This window comes from Streptomyces sp. S3(2020) (assembly GCF_013044505.1).
Classification (GTDB): Bacteria; Actinomycetota; Actinomycetes; order Streptomycetales; family Streptomycetaceae; genus Streptomyces.
In genome coordinates this window covers 1-2,759 of sequence record NZ_JABERD010000446.1, presented here as the reverse complement: position 1 = coordinate 2,759, position 2,759 = coordinate 1, and the positions used below count along the sequence as shown (strand labels likewise).

The window sequence follows — 2,759 nt, the reverse complement described above, 5'->3', positions numbered from 1 at the left end:
GAGGCTGCGGGTGCTGCCCGCGGCCGAGGGTGCCGTGGTGTACGTGCCGCCGGAGGCGGGGGAGGGGTGGCGGACGGCTCGCGTGGAGCGGGTGGAGTTGGTGACCATTCGCCGTTGGGCGGTGGGGTGAGCTGTCGGCTGCGGGTGCGTGGGGGCTGGTCGCGCAGTTCCCCGCGCCCCTGACGGCGTTGGGGTGATCCTGCGTTGGCGGGGGCCGCGCCCCTGGCGGTGTTGGGGTGATCCTGCGTTGACAGGGGTCGTGCCCCCTGGCGGTGTCGGGGTGATCCTGCGTTGGCGGGGGTCGTGCTCCTGATGGTGTCGGGGTGATCCTGAGACGATTCCGGCACTGCCGTTCGGGTTCGGTGTACGACCGTATGCTGGGGCCGTTCCGGCAGCCTAGTGAGGAAGCGCCTCTCATGAGCCCCAGTGAGGTCCCTGCCCCCAAGGGGCGCAGTCGACGCAGCTTCGCGGGGGCGCGGCCGGTGATGGATGACGTGGCGCGGCTGGCCGGGGTGTCGAAGCAGACCGTGTCGCGGGTGCTCAACGACCATCCGGCGGTCCGTCCCGAGACCCGGGAGGCCGTGCGGGTGGCGATGCGGAGCCTCGGGTACCGGCCCAGTCGTAGCGCGCGGTCGCTGGCCAGCGGGCGGACCCGGATGCTCGGCGTCATCTCCTTCGACGCCGCGAGGTACGGGCCCGCCAGCATCCTGACGGCCATCAACACCGCCGCCCAGGAGGCGGGGTATCTGCTCAGCTCCATCGCCCTGGACGACACCGCCGACCACGACACGGTCGCCGAGGCCGTGGACCGGCTGTCGGCCGAGGGGGCGGACGGGGTCATCGCCATCGCGCCGCAGCACCGCGTGGGGCGGGCGCTGGCCGACACCCGGCTCGACACACCCCTGGTGGTGCTGGAGAACGAGGTCAGGGGCTCCACCCCGCTGGCCACCGCCGACTCCCGGGCCGGCGCCCGCAAGGCCGTCGAGCACCTGCTGCGTCTCGGGCACGCGACCGTGTGGCACGTCGCCGGGCCCACCGGCTGGACCTCCGCCGACCAGCGCATCGAGAGCTGGCGGGAGACCCTGAAGGCGGCCGGCGCCGAGATCCCCGAACTCCTCGTCGGCGACTGGAGTTCGGACTCCGGGTACGAGGCGGGCCGGCTGCTGGCCCGGCGCCCGGAGGTCACCGCGGTCTTCGCGTCCAACGACCAGATGGCCCTGGGGCTGCTGCACGCCCTCCACGAGTCGGGCCGCCGGGTCCCCGACGAGGTGAGCGTCGTCGGGTACGACGACATCCCCGAGGCCGCCCATCTGCTGCCGCCGCTCACCACCGTGCGCACCGACTTCGCCGAGATCGGCACCCGTGCGCTGCGGCTGCTGCTGGACCGTATCGACGGGCTGGCCGAGGAGCGGGCCGAGCCGGTGATCCCCGTCGAGCTCATCGTCCGCCGCAGCAGCGGGCGACCGCCCCGGGGCTGAACGCGCCACATCACCCCCGCGCCGTCAGTCCGATGGCGGCGACCACCCGTTCGGTGAGCGGAAAGCGGCTGTGGTCGAACGCCGATCGGAAGAGTCGAACCCGGGGGCGAAAGGTATCTCCGGGGCACTTCGGGAGTTTGTTGTGATCGGTATCACAAAGGGTCTAGGGTGAAAAACGACTGGGAGGTCCGCCGGGGGGCGTGCTGAACGGCGGCGCGCCACCGGGCCCGCCTCCGGGTGAGGGAAGTGATCCTGTTGTCCGTCGCCTGGGACGACATCGGCGGACTCGTCGATGCCCACGAACGTTTCCTGGCCGGTGCGCGGGTCGACGCCGACGTCCGCGGCTCCGTGCTGGACTCCTGGAAGCGGTGCCGGTCCGCCGGGCTCGAACCCGACCGCCTCCGCGTCCCGTACGCGCCGGACCTCACCCTCGACGGCCCGTTCCTGCACGCGGCCGAGCCGGTCCTGAAGAACCTCGCCACCTCGCTCTCCGAGGCCGGCATGACCATCGCGCTGTGCGACGGACAGGGCCGCATGGTCCAGCGGCTCGGCGGCGGACGGCCGCTGTGCGACCGCCTCGACGAGGTGAACTTCGCCCCCGGCTTCGACGCCTCCGAACGGGTCGTGGGCACCAACGGCGTCGGCACCGCGCTCGCCGAACGCAACCCCGTCTACGTCGTCGGCCGTGAGCACTTCGCCGACTGTCTCCAGCCCTTCGCCTGCGCCGGCGCACCCGTCCGCAACCCGCTCAGCGGACGCATCGAGGCCGTCCTCGACCTCACCTGTCTGCGCGACGACGGCGACCCCGCCATGCTGCGGCTGGTCCGCGAGGCCGCCCACGCCATCGAGGCGCGGATGCTGGAGCTGGCCACGGAACGCGAGCGGGCGCTGCTCGCCGCGTACCGGCGGGCCGCCGCCCGGGCGTCGACGCAGTGGCGGCAACCCGGGCGCCCGGACGCGGACGAACTCAGCCGGGTCGACCTGGCCGTGCTGCGCGAGAAGGCCGAGGAACTCCTCGCCTCCCCGCACCGCACCCTCGACGAGGTGACCCTCTCCGGCGGCCGCACCGCCACCCTGCTGCGCCGTCAGGTCCGGGGCGCGGCGGGCGAGACGGGCGTCGTCGTCGAGGCCCGCATCGCCGGCAGCCCGCACGTGCGCCAGGTCTGCCTCAGCGCGCCCACCGCCCCGGTCACCCCGCACCCCGCCGCCCGGGACGGCTCCACCCCCGCGGTCCGCCTGGGGCCCCCCCGCCCCGCCGGGCCCGGCTCCCCCCCCCCGCCG

Annotated in this window: 2 protein-coding genes; both read left to right on the top strand. The window is 74.1% G+C overall.

Annotation, left to right across the window (positions count from 1 at the left end; genetic code table 11):
* The first annotated feature begins 416 nt into the window (after window positions 1-416).
* On the top strand, window positions 417-1,478 hold the full coding sequence (locus HLK59_RS49340; RefSeq protein WP_171148228.1) for a LacI family DNA-binding transcriptional regulator: 1,062 nt from the start codon (window positions 417-419) through the stop codon (window positions 1,476-1,478).
* A 246-nt stretch (window positions 1,479-1,724) separates the two neighbouring features.
* A partial coding sequence (locus tag HLK59_RS49335) for a GAF domain-containing protein (RefSeq protein ID WP_346780009.1) occupies window positions 1,725-2,759 on the top strand: 1,035 nt, incomplete at its 3' end.

What these genes read in the sequence shown, in the direction of transcription:
- HLK59_RS49340 (WP_171148228.1), top strand. Translation starts at nt 417, where the DNA reads ATGAGCCCCAGTGAGGTCCCTGCCCCCAAGGGGCGCAGTCGACGCAGC.